This window comes from Schlesneria sphaerica (genome assembly GCF_044336245.1).
Taxonomy (GTDB): domain Bacteria; phylum Planctomycetota; class Planctomycetia; order Planctomycetales; family Planctomycetaceae; genus Schlesneria; species Schlesneria sphaerica.
In genome coordinates, this window is record NZ_CP172346.1 from 4220991 (window position 1) to 4237896 (window position 16906).

Genomic DNA, 16906 nt, shown 5'->3' on the forward strand with positions numbered 1-16906 from the left:
GAAAGTTCTATGGTCGTTGCAACGAAACAGTTCGTCCGAAGTGATCGGCTGGCCTTGCCCGCTCTTCAGCTCGCACGCCCTCCGCGAATGGCACGGCGGCTATCGCAGATTGTGCTGCTTTGCCTGCTCGCTCTCCCTTTTGCACTGACTCTCGTACCCTGGACTCAGACCGTCCACGGCACTGGCCGGGCGATCGCATTCAACCCGGTCCAGCGCCCGCAGTTCGTGGTGTCCCCCATCGAGGGACGTATCAAGAAGTGGTATATCGTTGAAGGGCAACGAGTAAAGTCGGGTGAGCGTATTGTGGAGATGGTCGATAACGACCCGAACCTGGAGCTGCGCCTGCTGGATGAGGAGCGGGCGATCCTGGACCGCCTCCGCGCCGCCGAGGGGCGCGTGCGCGACATTGAATCCCGTATCAGCAACTTGAAGAATTCACGCCAGCTTGCCATCGACGTTCAATCAAGCATCCTGCGCCAGGAACAGGCGCGGGTGCAGGCCTCCGAGCAGGAGCAGCTGGAGGCAAGAGCAGCCCTGGATGCGGCGGAGCCGAACTTTCAGCGCCAGCAGGAACTGTTCAAGAGTAAGCAGGGAAGCCTTGTATCGCAGCGCGACGTTGAGGTTGCAAAGCAGGTGCTCGAAACGGCAAAAGCCAAGCTTCGGCAATCAGAAGCGCGAGTCAAAGTCGCCAAGGCGGGAGAAAAGGCTGCGACCGACAATCTCGGGAAGGTTGATTCGGACACGGCCGCGATGATCAATCTTGAGACAGCGTCGCAACGCTCGGCTGAAGCCGAAGTTGCTTCCGTCAAGCGGGACAAGGCCCAGATTGAAGTGCGTATCGCGCGTCAACGCGCCCAGTATGTCGATGCCCCAGTCGACGGCGTAGTGCTGCGACTTCTGGCGAACTCCGAGCAGGGAGGCATTCTGGTCCGCCCTGGGGAAAGGCTGGCGGTACTGGTCCCGGATATCAAGGCGGAGGCCGATTCCGACGATGGGTCCGAGGATGGATTGCAATTGACCCGAAAAGGCTATCCCGGTATCGTCACCGAGCTCCATATTGACGGCAACGACTTGCCCTTGGTGCACGAAAAGGACCGGGTCCGGCTGCAGTTCGAAGGTTGGCCCGCCGCCCAGTTCGTCGGCTGGCCTTCCGTCGCCGTGGGCACATTCGGTGGGCGCGTTTACCTGGTCGATTCCACAGCGGATGACAAGGGACGCTTCCGTATCCTCGTCGAGCCAGACCCTGACGATCAGCCTTGGCCGAACAACCAGTATCTCCGTCAGGGGGGACGTGCGCAAGGTTGGGTCCTGCTGGAGAGAGTTTCGCTTGGATGGGAGTTTTGGCGGCAACTCAACGGTTTTCCCCCGGTTCGTGAATCGCAAGAGGCGAAGAGCGGTCAGCCGCTTGGTCCGGTTAAGCGCAAGGAGCTGAAATGAAACCACAGGCAAGGATGCCGATCGTCTGTGGCTGCTTGCTGCTGACAATCGCGAGTGGGTGTGCGAGCGTACCTTCAAAAGCGGGTGCTGATCGGGGTACTGGATCTGGTTCTGGGGTCATATCAAAGAAGCAATCTGGCCAAACGGAGAGTCTGGATTCTGCGGGTGCCCTTGATCCAGAGGCCGATTCTCTCGAGCACTCCGCTCAGCTTGTCGCGTTCAGTGAGACCGAGGAGGAATCCTCTGCAATGGACGACGACAACACGGATATTTTGGACCAGCAGAAGGCGAGCTACGAATTCCTCTCGCCGCCGATTCACGCTGCAGATGAATTGGCTGAGGACCAACTCGACCTCGGCGAGGTTGTGGCTTCAGTCGAGACCCATTATCCCCTGCTGCTTGCCGCAGTTGAGGAGCAGGGAATCACTTCCGGCCAGTTGCTTGCCGCTCAGGGGGCGTTTGACCTGAATCTGCGGGCCCGTGAATTCTGGCAGGTCGGCACTTACGACAGTCAACGGATGACTGTCGGCGTGGATCAGAACACAGCCTGGAACGGTGTGTCGTATTACACAGGCTATCGGCAATCCGACGGCAACTTTCCCATTTATTACGGAGATCGCAAAACCGGCGACGGGGGCGAGTTCCGTGCTGGTGTGCTCATACCACTACTGGCCGGCCGACCCATTGATAAGCGGCGGGCAACGGCCCGGCAGGCCGCCCTCACTCGGGCTTTGGCGGACCCCGTCATCGCGGCGCAGCGGCTCGACTTCATTCGCGCCGCATCCCGAGCATACTGGACCTGGGTGGCCGCCGGCCGACGTTACCTGATTGCCCAATCCGTGCTGAAGATCGCTGAGGACCGGAACAAACAGCTTGCGGAACTGGTCGAGCGCGGTGCACTCGCCGAGATTGAGCGAACAGACAACCAGCGGGTGATTGTGGAGCGGCAGGCCCGGCTGATCACAGCGGAGCGAGCATGGCAGCAGACATCCATTGCATTGTCACTCTATCTCCGCAATCCAGAGGGAGAACCCCTGATTCCGCAGGCGATACGCCTACCGAAGAACCTGCCAGAGCCAGATCCCTTCGACCCTGCGAATGTTGCCCTGGATATCCCAGTCGCTCTTCAACAGCGTCCGGAACTCGCACGCTTGCGCCTTCAGCGTGAACGGACCGCCGTGGATCTGGAATTGGCGAGAAATCAGATGCTCCCCGGCTTAAACCTCGGCTTGGAAGGGGCTCAGGATATCGGGTACGCCTCAAACTTCTCGAAGACGCCGCTCGTCACCGGCACGGAGCTGGATCGCGCCACATACATCGCCTCGCTGCAATTCGACCTGCCGCTGCAACGCCGGGAGGCAAAAGGGCGTGCCATGACGGCCGAAGCTGCACTTACTCAGCTTAGCTTTCAGGAGAAGTTTCAGCGGGACCGCATCGTGGCCGAGCTTCAGGACGCCGCCTCGGCCCTGGAACGTTCCTACGAACTGCTGAAGAAAGCGCGGGAAAACGTCGCGGTGGCCCGGAAGGTGGAAAGTGGTGAGCGTGAGCGCTTCACACAGGGACAAGGAACGATTGTGATCCTCAACATTCGCGAACTGGTGGCCGCAGAAGCCTCGTTTGCCGAGGTTGATGCCCTGGCCGAGTTCTACCGGTCTATGGCAGACTACCAGGCGGCACTTGGTGGCGACGGACCTTTCCAGGATGGCGAGCTGAACCTGAGCATCCCACCGTCCCCTGAATTTCTCGATCGGTAACATCCTTCGCCGCAGGCTGATGTCTCCGCTCGTGCCCCCCCCCCGAAAAACGTTCTAACGGTCTTCTGTCACCCCAACCCTTTCTCCGACGATGCGCGATAACTCTCGATCAGGACCAGAATTCCTGAGCTCAAATCCCGTCGCCAGTTTTGCGGGAAAACCCACTTCCCGTCGCTATGTTCTGATGTTCTCTAAGCTCTGCACGACGTGGTCGGAAAAAATCTCTGCGACTTTCGAAAGTTCGTCCTTTTTCATCAAAGCCACTTCAGAGTCTGCCAATTGAGGCAGTTTCGTTTCTTTGCGAATCGGGTGGATACCGGCAGGAATCATGTGCGCGGGCAGCACGGTTATACCAAGCCCCGCTTTCACCGCCGCGATCGTACCCGCCAGACTCGGGCTGGTGAAACTGATGTGCCAGCTCCGTTTTGCCCGGTCGAGTGCTGCCAGCGCGCGAGCGCGGTAGATGCAGGGCTGTGGGGAAAGCACTAACGATAGGCGTTCCTCTGGTTGATAGCCATCGGCGGCAGCCCAGACCAGCGGTTCCCGCCAGACCTTTGTTCCCCCTTTGACTCGCTGTGGATCCCGTTTGGCGAGAATGACATCGAACTCCCCGCGATGGAAGCCGTCGATCAGGTTGAGAGTCAAGTCGCAAGCGACATTCAACTGCACGCGCGGATGATGCTGCCTGAAGCTCGCGAGCACATCTGGAAGATAGTGCGTCGCGAAATCCTCTGGCGTTCCGAATCGAATCTCGCCTTCGACATCCGGCTCCCGGAGGCGACTGAACGCTTCCCACTGAAGTTGCATCATTCGCTTGGCGTAGCCGAGGAAAATCTCTCCTTGTTGCGTCAGCACCACTCGGCGGTTCGTTCGGTCGAATAGCTCGCAGCCAAGTTGCTCCTCCAGCTTTTTGATTTGCAGGCTGAGAGCAGATTGCGTCCGGTTGACCGTCGCGGCGGCTTGCCCATACGTCCCCGTTTCGGCAATCGCAATAAAACTCTTGAGCTGGATGGTATCGACAAAGAACGGCATGCTGCGACCTATGTGAAAAGATCATCGAAGTGTTGAGAACTATCAATTTTTTAAATTAAACTGCGGCGGCTAAACTGTCAATCACGATAGTCGTGTAAACGCAACGCTTTCCAGAAAGGAGTTTCGATGCCCTTGTTTCAGTTTGATCATTTTGAGCTCTTCCGGCCTGACAGCCTTTCTTGGGTGATGGCGGGGTTGATCCTGTTCGTCGTCATCAATGTGCTCGCTTACTCGAGTCGCTATCTGGCCGGTGACAAAAACCAGCGCCGGCATCGACGCGATGTCTTGCTGCTTGCCACCAGCGTGATGGCGATCGTCTTCGCTGACCACCTCTTGGTGCTGCTTGCGGGTTGGGTAATGAGCAACTTGCTGCTGGTCAGGCTCATGATTCACAAGGATCACTGGCGTGCCGCCCGAAATTCTGGCCTGCTGGCCCTCAAGACATTTGGCTTTGGGTCCGTGGTTCTGGGCGTGGCTTTCTGGCTGTTGGCGGAAAACGCAGGGACCGCTTCCATCGCCAGCATCGTTCAGGCCACTGATGAATGGACAACGATGCATCGTGTGGCTCTGATCCTGATTGCGATTGCCGCACTGACCCAATCCGCCGCCTGGCCCTTTCATCGCTGGCTGACTTCGTCACTGAACTCTCCAACGCCTGTCTCCGCCCTGATGCACGCGGGCCTTGTCAACGGGGGCGGATTCCTCCTGGTTCGCTTCGCGCCTCTCTTTGCGACACAGTCTGTAATTCTGCATGGGTTATTCCTTGTCGGCCTCATCACGGCGGTAATCGGTACCTTCTGGAAGCTACTCCAGACTGACATCAAGCGAATGCTGGCTTGTTCCACGATGGGGCAGATGGGGTTTATGCTTCTGCAGTGTGGAATGGGGCTCTTCGCACCGGCGATTTCGCATCTCTGCTGGCACGGCCTCTTTAAGGCCTATCTCTTCCTCAGCGCGGGTTCGGTGGTGCAGGAAAAGCGCGCAGGCATCGCGACAGAACCCTCTTTCGCTCGGATTCTGATGGCCTGCCCGGCGGGTCTTTGTGGGGCCTTCGCGTTCACCCTCACGAGCGGGGCTGACCTCCGCTTCGTCGACACCTCAAGCCTGATGATTGCTCTGGCCTTCATGGCCGCCACGCAACTGGCTGTCGGTTTGCTTGGCGAATCGCTGGCGGTCTCTCGTGTGCTCGGCACCTTCCTGGTTGGGGCTGGAGCAGGTGGGATGTACGGCCTCAGTATCCGTTTGGTGGAAACTGCGCTCAATTCGCTTCACACCATTCAGCCACAGCCGATGGATGCCGTCTACTTCGCAGGCATTGCCACGATCGTCGTGCTGTGGATGGCCATGATTCTTAACCTCCCAGCCAGGCTTCAGTCCCGAGCCACCTGGAAGAGGCTGTATATGAAAGCACTGAACGCCAGCCAGCCCCACCCACAGACCGTTACCTCATCCCGAACCGCCTACCAATCCTGAAAGGAGAGTCTATGAACGTTGTCAACAGGTCTCAGAAACGAAAGACCCCTGTCATCCCCATCGAAATGATTTCGATTAAAGAATTGGTTGCGAGCGCCGCAAATATTGTCGCCCCGGTCTGGCCGCTCAAGACCTTCATCGCCGTCAACCCCTTGCAGGGCCTCGAACATCTGCCTTTCGAGCTGGCAGTACTCGAAGTGGAACGGCAACGCGCGGCAATCAGCGATGCCAGCAGCGGGCGCGAAGCGGTCAACAGGGAATTGATCAAATGGTGTTCCGTGTACTTTGACGAAGGTCAATCGACGATCGGTATGCCGGGACGCGATGGTGGTCTTTACCGGGCGTTCGCAAACCTTGCACTGTACGACGCAAGGCTGAACCGGTCTCACTCTGACAACATCGTGCTGGCAGCATTGCCGGATAAACCAGAAGATGCGATCGTCGCATGTCTCGACCAAATGGAGATTATCGAGGACCAGAAAGAAGAATTTATTCGGCAGGCACTTGCGGCGTTGCCGGGCTGGTCGGGCTACGTGAAATGGAAAGAAAACTGGCAGAGTCCCGCAGAGCAAGCCAAACGACCGGCGACTTTGGTGGACTATGTCGCAGTGCGTTTGGTTCTCACTCGCCTGCTGTGGCCAGAGGCCAGCCTTGCAGAATCGGCCAATACGCCGCCGCCTGCATTCCTGTCAGAACTGCCCGACAGGGAATCACAGTTCCGCAAGGGACTGCTCAATAAGTTGCTGGAGCAGTCGGCGGCTGTCGCCTTGCCTCAATCATCCCGGGCCGATGTCCAGTTGGTATTCTGCATCGACGTGCGATCCGAGCCGTTTCGGCGAGCGCTGGAAGCGCAAGGGAACTATGACACTCTTGGATTTGCCGGATTTTTTGGCGTGCCTGTCCAGGTGAAGGGGCTCGATGACGACCAACCGCATGATTCGTGTCCGGTCCTGCTCAAACCGCGACATCTGGTCTGTGACCATGCGGTTGATTCGGATGCATCCTGCGTCCGGCGTCACGACCAGGGACGGTCATTGCTGAGAATGCCAACATCCATCTACCAATGGCTGAAGTACAACTTCGCCACCCCCTTCGCGCTTGTCGAAATGGTGGGGCCTTGGCTCGGAATGCAGATGCTGGGGCGGACCTTTGCGCCGTCGCTCATCTCAGGATGGGCGGAAACGACCCAGGTAACCGTCATACCACCGATTCCGAGCGAGCCCTCGCTGCAAAGTATTGAACTTTCCGAGCAGGCCGATTTCGGAGAATCCGCGCTGCGGATGATGGGCCTGACTGAGAACCTGGCACCTTTGGTGGTTCTCTGCGGACATGGTAGCAGCACAAGCAATAATGCCTACGCTTCCGCACTGGATTGCGGTGCCTGTGGTGGCAATCATGGCGGTGGCAACGCCCGTATCCTTGCTGCGATCTTGAACAGTCTACCAGTGCGTTCCATCCTTTCGGATCGGGGACTCGCAATACCGTCCGATACGTTGTTCGTGGCTGCCGAACACGATACGACCACGGATCATGTCGAACTCTACGAGCCGCGCGGCATGTCAGAGCAGCAGCAAGGAATGATGAACAGCCTTCGAAGAGATCTTTCCAAGGCCAGAATCGCGAATGCGAAAGCCCGCACGGCGACCTTCGGCCTGCACATGTTGCAGGACGATAAGGCTGTACAGGAGACCCAGCGGCGGAGCTGTGACTGGGCGGAAGTGCGGCCAGAATGGGGCCTGGCGCGAAACGCCGCTTTCATCGTCGGTCCAAGGGGACTGACGAAATCCGTCAACCTCGAAGGCCGCTGTTTTCTCCACTCCTACGACTGGAAGACCGACACGACTGGCAAGTTCCTGACCAGCATCCTGACCGCACCCATGGTGGTAGCGCAATGGATCAACAGCCAGTATCTGTTCTCGACGCTGGACAACGTCGCCTACGGTGGTGGAAGCAAGGTTACGCAAAACGTCACTGGAAAACTCGGCGTAATGCAAGGTAACGCCAGTGACCTGATGCACGGGCTGCCGCTGCAATCGGTCTATGCCGCCGACGGCGAGCCATACCACGAACCCCTGCGACTGCTGACCGTCGTCTACGCACCTCGCGCGATGCTGGATCAGGCCATTCAGACGCAGGATGTCCTGAAGACACTCTTCGGTAATGGATGGGTCACGCTGGCCTGCATCGACCCATCCAACAATCAGGCTCACCTGCTTCAGCGAGACCTCAAGTGGGCAAGCACATGCTAATGGAGTCATCCCCCTACACTGGCAAATGCGTTTTGATGACGACCAAACACGCAAAGTCCATCGCCGTCGCCCCTGGATTCCAAGAGATCCTTGGGGCGGCGGTGGCCGAGTATCCAATTGACACCGATGCGCTGGGTACGTTTTCGGGAGAAGTTAAAAGACGGGGAAGTGCGCTCGACTGTGCCCGCCGGAAATGCGAATGGGGATTGAACCTGCTGAACGCCAAGTTCGGAATCGCGAGTGAAGGGAGTTTCGGCCCGCATCCCTACATTCCCTTCATTCCGGCCGGACGTGAGGTCCTATATTTCATCGACCGCGAGCGGAACTTTCACCTTCATGTGAGCCGCTTGTGCGAAAAGACAAACTACCGGGCTAAGACCATCGATTCTTTCGAAGCATTGCAGACGTTTGCCGCCGAAACGCAATTCCCGTCACACGCCCTGATCGTTCGGCCAAACCGGATGAAATCCAGGGACTTCATCTTCAATGGTATTGATACTCCAGAGGAACTCGAACGTGCATTTTTTCACTCAGGAATGCAATCGTCGGACGGTTTGGTCTGGGTCGAGACCGACATGCGTGCACATGTAAATCCGACTCGCATGTCCGAAATTGCCGAGCTTGCTCGCCAACTGGCACAGCGACTGGCGACACGTTGTCCCGCCTGCCGCGCCCCCGGCTGGGGGTTGGTAAACGCCGAAAAAGGTTTGCGATGCGAGTATTGCGACCAACCGACGGACATGATTGAGCACGAAGAATTCGGGTGCGTCCTGTGCAATCATACGGTAGAAATTCAGCGACGGGATGGACTTGTGAGTGCTCCGCAGTTGCACTGCGGTTGGTGCAATCCATAAAGACAACGCCTGTCGAAGCCCCTCCTCGCCAGTCCTGCCTTAGCGGCTCAGTCGTTGCTCTCCACCGAAACGGGTTCGGTGGAGAGCTTTTTTGTTTGGGGGTTGGTGGGGGGGCTTAGCGGCTCAGTCGTTGCTTCCACCGAAGCGGGTTCGGTGGAGAGCTTTTTTGTTCGGGGGTTGGTTGGGGGGGGCTTAGCGGCTCAGTCGTTGCTTTCACCGAAGCGGGTTCGGTGGAGAGCTTTTTGTCCGGGGGTTGGTTGGGGGGCTTAGCGGCTCAGTCGTTGCTCTCCACCGAAGCGGGTTCGGTGGAGAGCTTTTTTGTTTGGGTTGGGGGTGGTTGTCTTCGCTTGTCAGTTGTTTGTGATCGAGTTGCTCTTCTCGCTCGATGTTGACTGAATGCTGACGGGATCCTGAGACCTGCACGCTGGATGTTGAGTTGTGTGGAACGGCTCGAACTGCTGCGGACCCGGCCTGGGGGCTTTGAGGCGTGGCTCAGGCGAGGGGCGACGAGATTTCCAGCAGATCGATGGCGGGTTGTCGGTTGCAGAAGATTGTTGCCAGTCGGCCGTAGGTGACCCCTCCGACCGGCATTTTGAAGTAGTTGGCCAGTTCCTCCCCTGCGGTGATTTTCAGAATGGCGCCCAGGTCGATGTGCCGCAGGACGTTGTGGTTGATCAGGACGCGGCCGAGGGGAATCTTGCCCTCGATGATCTGGTCGCGGACCGCCCGGGTGACGTACTCGAAGTGAAACCGGATGACACCGAACTGGACCACGGTCTCGGTTCCCTGCTTCAGCAACAGAATTTTTCGTGAGTATTCGTCGCCATCCAGTTTGCTGTCGAGGACGCGCACGTCGACCGTACAATTGTGGTAGGTCTCCATGGCGATCGTCATGTGGTGGTCATGCGCCAGCATGGACTTGTAGGGCTCGGGCGTGAGTGCCGCAGGAGTGTGTTCAACTCGCAGAAAGAGCTTGTCCGAACCAGGGAAAATGTTCGTCAGCGAGTTCAGTTCGTCATGTGGATTCATCGTTCAGCTATATCCGAGGATTGTGACTCGTCTCGACACCCAGCGCATGAATGGATTTTGCCTGTGTCCCTCCGACAGCACAAGTGACACCTGTCACCCGCCCACGCTGGCAGGCCACTTTAAGGGGTCAATGAGTGCTGATTTCCTGACCGTCCGCAAATGCGGTGCGCTGAGGATGTCGGGCGGTGCACCGCTTCGATTCCCGCATGCCGGTCGGCGAAGTATGGTGGAGCGACGCGATTCACTGGGGCCAGATGTCCCGGCACGTCAGGCGGTCATCAGGCGTCATGAGCAGAGAGAATTCGATGAGTACTGACAAGCAGATACAGCAATTCCTGTCGGGCAGTCCGCACGCCATTGTGGGGGCCTCGCGGAATCGTGCGAAATATGGGAACAAGGTGCTGCGCGCATTCCAGCAGACCGGTCGCCCCGCGTTCCCCGTCAATCCGGTGGCGGATGTTGTGGAAGGAGAAAAAGCCTACGCTGACCTGGCGTCGCTGCCAGAGCCTGTCTTTGGCGTCAGTATCATTACTCCGCCCGAAGTTTCCGAGCAGATCATCGAGGATGTGGTCCGCCTGGGAATCAAGCATGTCTGGTTTCAGCCCGGCGCCGAATCGGATGCGGCAGTCCGTCGGGCCGAACAGTCGGGGCTGAATGTCATTCACGGGGGACCGTGTATCCTCGTCGCACTGCGCTATCGAGAAGGTTGAGGGAGGGGGGACTCGGTCGCACCCGTGCACTCAGTTTGATGCACTCCATCCGATGTGCTCCCTGCGGTCGTCCGACGCTGTCCCGTCTTTCCCGGTGACGCAAGTTGGCGGCACGATTTCCATCCTCGCATCAATGTGGCAGAATGCTCAGCCATGCATAAGCGAGGTCTTATCCCCCCGGTCGGCTTCGCTGTCTTCGCACACGTTGGCCCGTGTTGATTGTCCGTGTTGAAAGTGACCCGACTGGAGTTTGTCATGAGGTGTCTGTCTCGGCGAGATTTTCTGTCGACTTCTCTGGCCGCCGGAGCGGTCGCTCTTCTGCCGTCTGCTGCCACTGCAGCGGAAACACCGGTGGAACCGATCATCGATATTCATCAGCATACGAACTATCGGGAGCGAACGAACGCACAACTGGCCGCTCATCAACGGGCCATGGGGGTGACCCAGACGATTCTGTTGCCAGCCGGTTCGTCGGTGAAGCGGCCTTCGACGGGGGACGGCATCCACAACACGCTCGGGGGTGTCGGGGCAGGGGGGAACGAGACCGCCCTGACCATGGCGCGACAATATCCCAAGGAGTTCTATTTCGGTGCGAACGAAGTCACCGATCTGCCGGAAGCCCGGGCCGAGATCGCCAAGTACCTTGATCTGGGTGGAATCATCATTGGTGAGCAGAAGTTCGGGCTCGAACTTGACTCGCCCGCAAGTCAGGAACTGTATGCTCTCGCTGCGGACTATCAGGTTCCGATCCTGATGCATCTTCAGCATGGAACATACAACCTCGGCTTTGAGAAACTTCCCAGGATGCTGGAAAAGTTTCCCAAGACGATCTTCATCGGTCATGCGCAAACGTGGTGGGCCAATATCGACAAGAATCATACCAATCAGAAGGACCTGTACCCGAAAGGGAAAGTCACCCCCGGGGGGCTGACGGATCGTTATCTGGCCGATTACCCGAATATGTTCGCAGACATGTCAGCGGGGTCGGGATTGAATGCGTTGACGCGAGATGAAGAGCACGCCCGTGGCTTCCTCGATCGCCATCAGGAAAAGATTCTGTACGGCAGCGACTGCGATGACCGAGTCGGTTCCGGGCCTGCGTGCCAGGGGGCTCAGACCATCGCCGCAATCCGCAAACTGGCGCCAAACAAAGAGGCAGAACGAAAAATCCTGTACGAAAACTCTAAGAAGCTCTTCAAGCTGACTTGAAGATACAAACCGGTCGATGAGTTCGATCTCCCCCCCGGTGACCGCGTGGCTGTGGCCGGCGTGTCCGGGGTGAGTCATCGTTCAGCGAATGCAAATGGGGGCACGGTTCGCACTCTGCCGATGCGGCGTCCGAACAGTAGGGAAATCCCTTCGCATGGAAGGGGAGGAAGTGTCGGACCGAGAGGGATTCTTCTCGCGCGGGGCTGCGTGTTTGCTGAACACTTCCCACCGACTTACACTTGAGGCGGAAACCTCAACTCGAAAGAAAGTGTGCTCATGCCAGCCTCGCCGTATGTCGTCAATGTCACCCGTGAGACGTTCCAGCAGGACATCGTACAGAAGTCGATGGAAGTGCCGGTCGTCATCGATTTCTGGGCTCCCTGGTGCAATCCCTGTCAGCAACTGGCACCGATTCTGGAAGGTCTGGCGGACGAGATGGGGGGGAAGTTCATCCTCGCCAAAGTGAACACCGACGAACAGCCCGAGATCGCGCAGGCATTCCGCATCGAATCGTTACCGACCGTCTTCGCGATGATTCAGGGGCAACCCGTCGATCAGTTTGCCGGAGCGCTGACGGCCGAGCAGGTGCGTGAGTGGGTCAGCCGATTGCTTCCTTCGCCCACGCAGCAACTCGCGCAAGAGGCGATGGGCTTGATCGAATCCGACCCGAAAGAGGCCGAAAGCAAATTCCGTGAAGCGCTCATGTTGTCACCCGATGAAGACTCGCTTAAGATCATGCTGGCTCGCGTGGTACTGTCGCAAGGGCGACTTGACGAGTGTGCGACGATCATTGAGGAGCTGGAAAAACGGGGCTTCCTCGAACCCGAGGCCGAGCGGGTGAAGTCGGAACTCGACGTGCGACGTACTGCTGCGGAAAGTGGGGGCGTCGACGCAGCCCGGAAAGCTGCGGAGGCTGACCCCACGAATCTGACGCTCCAGATCCATCTGGCAGAAGCCTATGCGGCGTCGCAACAGCATCGCAAAGCACTGGAGCTTTGTCTCGGCATCGTCCAGAATGATTTCGGTGAAGCACGAGCCGAAGCCAAGACCACGATGGTCAAGATCTTCGACATGCTGGGGCCGGCTTCCGAGCTGACGGGCGAATTCCGACGCAAACTTGCAACCGCCTTGTACTAGTAGAGGGCCACGATTCGATCCTGGTTTCGGATGTTACTGCGTCGGATTCCTGGAAGATGCAGCGGAGGCTTGCTTTTGAATGCAGGGCCGAGCACCGCATGATCGCGGACGGCCATACAGTGGCATCGAAACCGTGGCCTACGAAACCGTGGCTGCGAACTTTTATTCGTGACAACGCACGAGCCGTTGCGAGCCTGATGACATTGCTGCCGATGATCGCCGAGGTCCCGTTTCGCGCCGCTGCGATGGGAGCGTTACTTGCGCTTCTCGCCGCGGGCAGCGTCATAGTCTGGTACGGCCTGCTTCAGCGCTGGTGGAGTCACCAGCCGCTGCTGGAGCCTGAGCCGGGTTCCCGGGCCCGCTGGTACAGTCCCGCAAGCCTCGGGGCTGTCTACCTGGCCTTGTTGTTTACTTGCATGAGCTTGTTTCCTCGCATTTCGGGGGGGGCGGCAACCGAGGCCTCGTCACCGACTCTCGATTCGATCCTGACTTTTGCGGGGATCGCGGTGGCGATTGTGGTCGTCCTGCCGTCGGTGCTGGTGCGGTCAGGTCCGTCGGGGAGGGAACTGGGGCTGACAACAGAGCGTCTGACGGATCAGGTACGGGTCGGGATCAAGGGATATCTCGCCGCGGTGATTCCGATGGCTGTGTCGATGGCGGCCACCCTCCCTTTCCGGGGGGTAGAGAATCAGCACTCGCTCTTAAAGCTGCTCAAGACATCTCCCGGTCTGGGGACCGTTCTGGCGATTGTGGTGTCTGCTGTTGTGGCGGCACCTCTGCTGGAAGAACTTCTTTACCGGGTGATCCTGCAGGGGTGGCTCACGTCGTTTTTACCGGCGGTGATCGCAATTCCGGTCGTGGCGATCGTGTTCTGTCTGGTCCATGGGTGGCGAGACGGGTTGGCGCTATTGCCATTGGCGTTCATTCTCGGTTACGTTTTTCACCGCCGACACAGTTACATTTCAGTCGTCGTGATCCATGCGCTATTCAATGCCACGAATCTGACTTTGCAATTGCTGTCCCCTGACGCTCAATCATAATCACCGTCACGGACGCGCTGTCTGCCCGGGCCTGCTTCGCGGTTGCGAAGGGTTGAAATGGAGCGGAACCGTCTGTGAATCCAAAGGACATGGCGAATCCGTGTCCTGATTTTATCCAGGAATTGACAATGAATTTCCCTCCCGTTGAAGAGCAACTTGCCATCCTTCGCCGCGGTGTCGACAAGATTGTTCCCGAAGAGGAACTCGCCGCGAAGTTGACGAAAAGCCGCGAAACAGGGCAACCGCTGCGAATCAAGTACGGGATCGATCCGACCGGGATCGACGTGCATCTGGGGCACACGGTTCCCCTGCGCAAGCTGCGACAGTTTCAGGAACTGGGGCATCAGGCGGTCATCATCATCGGCAACTACACGGCGATGGTCGGGGACCCTAGTGGTCGTGATCAGGCCCGTGCGAAGAAATTGAGCGAAGCGGACGTCGAAGCGAATGCCCGCGACTACCTGACCCAGGTCGGCAAGGTGGTCGATATTTCCAGGGCAGAAGTCCATCGCAACGGCGACTGGTTCGCGAAGATGAGCTTCGCGGACATCCTTCAGTTGTGTGGCAAGATCACTGTCGCTCAGTTGCTGACGCGCGACGATTTCGCCAAGCGATACGCCAATCAGTCGCCGATCTATCTGCATGAATGCCTTTACCCCATGATGCAGGCGTGGGATTCGGTGGTGATTCGAGCGGATGTGGAACTGGGGGGCACCGAACAGCTTTACAGCTTTATGCTTGCACGAGATCTCCAGCGAGATCAGAACATGCCTCAGCAGATCGGCATCATGTCTCCCATTCTTGTGGGGATCGATGGCGAACAGAAGATGGGGAAGAGTCTCGGCAACTACATCGGCATCTCGGAATCGCCGTTCGACATGATGAAGAAGTTCATGCAGATTCCTGATGCGACCATGCAGATTTACTACAACCTGCTGACGAGTATTTCGCTGGAAGAAGTGAACGCGATTCTGGCGGGGCACCCGAAGGAGGCGAAAGTCCGCCTGGCCAAAACGGTGATCGCGGGTTACTACTCGCAGGAACTTGCCAACGAAGCCGCCGAACGATGGCAGCGTGAAGTCGGGGGGGGTGAACTGCCGACCGACATCCCGGTCGTGAAGCTGGATCTGGCGGCTCTTGCCGCTCAGCTTCCGCAGTGTCAGGCCGATCTGGCGAATGGGAAACTGGTCGCTCCGCAGTTGCTGAAAGCGGCTGGACTGGTGGCTTCGACGAGTGATGCGATGCGATTGATCGCCCAAGGGGGGGTCACGATTTATGAAGCAGATCAGCCGACGATCGTCAGTGATGCGAAGGCCGCGATTGAACTCAAAACCGGAATGCTGGTTAAGGCGGGAAAAAAGAAAATCGCCCGCCTGGAAATTGCGTAAGCGGAGCGGTCCTCAGGGACTCATGTGGTGAGAGATTCAGAGAGCCCAGTCTGTCCATTATGGTCAGGCTGGGTTCTTACTTTGATTCCATGTAAAGATCCTCTGACGTGGAGGTTGAGTCTCGCCTTTCGGTAGATGGATTACGCCATCGTTTGAATGGTTGCCAGGTCGGCGACGAGAAGCTCTCGATCGTGGCGTTCGGTCACCTGCTCAGCCATCGCGGTCGCGAGAGCGAGGTGCTGCAGAGCGTTGTCGAGCTCGCCGGCCATTCGATAGCTCCTTGCCAGAGCTTCGTGAGCGTAGCCGAGATAGAACGGGGCTAAACTGGAACTGTACGAGAGACAGATCCGGGCATGACGAATGGCTTCCGCAGCATTCCCCAGAACGACCTGGATTCGCGATGCCTGCCAATAGCCGATGGAAATGTTCTGACTCGTACAGTCAGCCCGTTGCTGCCAGTGGTAGATTGATGCCTGATTCAAGGCTACCATCAGTTGATCTTCTGCAGGCGTGCGCTCCTTCTTTTCGATCAGATCCCACGCCTGATTGAAGCAGTGTGCCGCGAAATATCGGTGTGCTGCTGCCACATCGAAGTCGATACATCCCGCCATCGCGCTGTCTCCTGGCCGGCCGGGGAGGGGAGTGGCCTCTGGCTATTGCAGGGTCAACTGCCACGACACACCAAAACGGTCGTTCAGCCAGGTGAACTTCTGACTGAAGCCGTAGTTCCCCGGTGGCATGAGAATCTGCCCGGCCTCTGACAATTTCGCAAACGTGTTGTCGAACTCAGCCTCATCGGCGCATTCGACGAACAGCGATGTGGATGGTGTGAATTTGAAAGCATGCGGGATCGGGGAATCGATGCACATCAAGGGATGGCCACCGAGCAGAAAGTCTGCTTTTTTAACACTTCCCTCTGCTCCGGGGCCTTCTTTGCCATAGCGTTCGATTGCCTGGACTTCGGACCCCTCGAACAATGAGACATAAAAGTTCATCGCCTCTTCGGCTTTACCTTCGAACATCAGGAACGTCGCTATCGATTTCGCCATGCGTGAATGCTCCTGTCGCTGCTTTGCAGACGCGGTTCTCGATCAGAATTGTTCCGAGCAGGGGGACGTGTAAACGAGGCCGAAATGCTTCAGCATTCACCGGGAACCATGACCATCCAGCTCACGCCGTAGCGGTCTGTCAGCATTCCGTAGCGGGGGGACCAGAATGTTTGACTCAAGGGCATCTGCACGGTTCCTCCTTCCGAGAGCACCGCGAAGGCACGGTCGGCTTCGGCCTCGGTCGGGACGGACAAGGAAAGGGAGAAACCGGTGAACTTCGTCTGGTCATCGCATCCGTCAGAAGCCATTAAACAGGTTTCGCCAATGGAGAAGGAACAATGCATGACCTTCGATTCAAACCCGGGTTGGAGCACGCCCGGCGGAGGGGGTTCCGGACTATCACTAAACCGCATCACCATGCCGACCTTGGCACCCACCGCTTCGCGATAGAATTCGAGAGCCTCTTCACAGCGGCCGGCGAAAAATAGATAAGGGGTCACCATCGTCTGAGGCATTCTTCTCTCCAACATGTAACGAAACGAGCG

15 protein-coding genes are annotated in these 16906 nt (G+C 57.9%); 10 read left to right on the forward strand and 5 right to left on the reverse strand.

All coding sequences use genetic code 11. The annotated features are described in order from the left end of the window. The first annotated feature begins 9 nt into the window (after positions 1 to 9). On the forward strand, positions 10 to 1437 hold the full coding sequence (locus tag ACGY09_RS15315) for an HlyD family secretion protein (protein WP_397568408.1): 1428 nt from the start codon (positions 10 to 12) through the stop codon (positions 1435 to 1437). A 248-nt stretch (positions 1438 to 1685) separates the two neighbouring features. Continuing rightward, on the forward strand, positions 1686 to 3191 hold the full coding sequence (locus ACGY09_RS15320; protein ID WP_397568409.1) for a TolC family protein: 1506 nt from the start codon (positions 1686 to 1688) through the stop codon (positions 3189 to 3191). A 174-nt stretch (positions 3192 to 3365) separates the two neighbouring features. Here the strand turns inward: ACGY09_RS15320 and ACGY09_RS15325 are convergent, their stop codons facing one another. Then, positions 3366 to 4223, reverse strand: a complete 858-nt coding sequence (locus tag ACGY09_RS15325) for a LysR family transcriptional regulator (RefSeq protein WP_397568410.1) — start codon at positions 4221 to 4223, stop codon at positions 3366 to 3368. A gap of 126 nt (positions 4224 to 4349) precedes the next feature. Here ACGY09_RS15325 and ACGY09_RS15330 point away from each other — a divergent pair, with 126 nt between their 5' ends. From ACGY09_RS15330 to ACGY09_RS15340, 3 genes are read left to right on the forward strand one after another with little or no spacing between them, the layout of a single operon-like run. After that, a complete protein-coding gene (locus ACGY09_RS15330; RefSeq protein WP_397568411.1) occupies positions 4350 to 5696 on the forward strand; it encodes a proton-conducting transporter membrane subunit in 1347 nt (448 codons plus the stop codon). An 11-nt stretch (positions 5697 to 5707) separates the two neighbouring features. Continuing rightward, entirely contained in the window at positions 5708 to 7945 is a 2238-nt protein-coding gene (locus ACGY09_RS15335; protein ID WP_397568412.1) for a DUF2309 domain-containing protein, read from the forward strand. A gap of 35 nt (positions 7946 to 7980) precedes the next feature. Further along, positions 7981 to 8799, forward strand: a complete 819-nt coding sequence (locus ACGY09_RS15340) for a DUF6671 family protein (protein WP_397568413.1) — start codon at positions 7981 to 7983, stop codon at positions 8797 to 8799. Positions 8800 to 9291: 492 nt separating this feature from the next. Here ACGY09_RS15340 and ACGY09_RS15345 read toward each other — a convergent pair whose 3' ends face one another. Beyond that, positions 9292 to 9828 (reverse strand): hypothetical protein, encoded by a 537-nt coding sequence (locus ACGY09_RS15345; RefSeq protein ID WP_373649361.1) that lies wholly within the window; start codon positions 9826 to 9828, stop codon positions 9292 to 9294. A 305-nt stretch (positions 9829 to 10133) separates the two neighbouring features. On the opposite strand from ACGY09_RS15345, the gene ACGY09_RS15350 reads away from it, so the two are divergent. The 5 genes from ACGY09_RS15350 to tyrS all read left to right on the forward strand — a co-directional run bounded on the left by ACGY09_RS15350 (position 10134) and on the right by tyrS (position 15312). Continuing rightward, positions 10134 to 10538, forward strand: coding sequence for a CoA-binding protein (locus tag ACGY09_RS15350; protein WP_397568414.1), 405 nt, complete (start codon positions 10134 to 10136; stop codon positions 10536 to 10538). Positions 10539 to 10793: 255 nt separating this feature from the next. Beyond that, positions 10794 to 11747, forward strand: coding sequence for an amidohydrolase family protein (locus ACGY09_RS15355; RefSeq protein ID WP_397568415.1), 954 nt, complete (start codon positions 10794 to 10796; stop codon positions 11745 to 11747). Between the two features lie 276 nt (positions 11748 to 12023). Further along, the gene (gene trxA, locus ACGY09_RS15360; RefSeq protein ID WP_397568416.1) at positions 12024 to 12884 is read left to right on the forward strand and encodes a thioredoxin; all 861 of its coding nucleotides are present in this window, start codon (positions 12024 to 12026) and stop codon (positions 12882 to 12884) included. A gap of 119 nt (positions 12885 to 13003) precedes the next feature. After that, entirely contained in the window at positions 13004 to 13924 is a 921-nt protein-coding gene (locus ACGY09_RS15365) for a CPBP family intramembrane glutamic endopeptidase (protein ID WP_397568417.1), read from the forward strand. A gap of 128 nt (positions 13925 to 14052) precedes the next feature. After that, positions 14053 to 15312, forward strand: a complete 1260-nt coding sequence (gene tyrS / locus ACGY09_RS15370; RefSeq protein WP_397568418.1) for a tyrosine--tRNA ligase — start codon at positions 14053 to 14055, stop codon at positions 15310 to 15312. A gap of 140 nt (positions 15313 to 15452) precedes the next feature. Here tyrS and ACGY09_RS15375 read toward each other — a convergent pair whose 3' ends face one another. The 3 genes from ACGY09_RS15375 to ACGY09_RS15385 form a co-directional block, all read right to left on the reverse strand. After that, a complete protein-coding gene (locus ACGY09_RS15375) occupies positions 15453 to 15923 on the reverse strand; it encodes a hypothetical protein (RefSeq protein ID WP_397568419.1) in 471 nt (156 codons plus the stop codon). A gap of 42 nt (positions 15924 to 15965) precedes the next feature. Next, the gene (locus tag ACGY09_RS15380) at positions 15966 to 16361 is read right to left on the reverse strand and encodes a VOC family protein (RefSeq protein ID WP_397568420.1); all 396 of its coding nucleotides are present in this window, start codon (positions 16359 to 16361) and stop codon (positions 15966 to 15968) included. Positions 16362 to 16450: 89 nt separating this feature from the next. Continuing rightward, the gene (locus tag ACGY09_RS15385; protein ID WP_397568421.1) at positions 16451 to 16876 is read right to left on the reverse strand and encodes a VOC family protein; all 426 of its coding nucleotides are present in this window, start codon (positions 16874 to 16876) and stop codon (positions 16451 to 16453) included. Between the last annotated feature and the right edge of the window lie 30 nt (positions 16877 to 16906).